At 45.4% G+C, this 427-nt stretch carries 1 protein-coding gene; it reads left to right on the top strand.

The window, feature by feature from the left end:
• A partial coding sequence (locus tag AB4585_RS26650) for a protein-disulfide reductase DsbD domain-containing protein (RefSeq protein WP_372171754.1) occupies positions 1 to 427 on the top strand: 427 nt, incomplete at both ends.

Below are 427 nucleotides of genomic sequence, written 5' to 3'. Positions count from 1 at the left end.
CTATGCGCACCGTTTTACTCTCATTTTTATTGCTTTTTTTCTCTCAGGTCTCCGTTGCCTCGTTTAACAGTGAATCAAGCTCGCCTGTTCAAAGTGGCTTTGAGCAACCAAGCTTCGGTCAGCCTAGCTTTTTACGTGTTGAGCAAGCCTTCCCGTTTGATTTTGTTCAGCAAGGAAAACAAGTACGACTCACATGGCAAGTCACCGATGGCTACTACCTCTATCAATCTCGATTTGATGTCAGTGCAGAAAATGCCACTTTAGGTGAGATCTCTTTAAAAGAAGGGACGCCTTATGAAGATGAGTTTTTCGGCCTAGTCAACATTTACACAGAGCCTGTGACCATTAGCGTGCCCATCTTGGAGCAAGGGAATAATGCCCAGCTGATTGTTCAGTATCAGGGGTGTGCCAAGGCAGGGTTCTGTTA

It is taken from the genome of Vibrio sp. 10N.222.49.C9, from assembly GCF_041474985.1.
In the GTDB taxonomy this organism is placed as follows: domain Bacteria; phylum Pseudomonadota; class Gammaproteobacteria; order Enterobacterales; family Vibrionaceae; genus Vibrio; species Vibrio crassostreae_C.
This window is presented reverse-complemented; position numbering and strand designations above follow the sequence as displayed.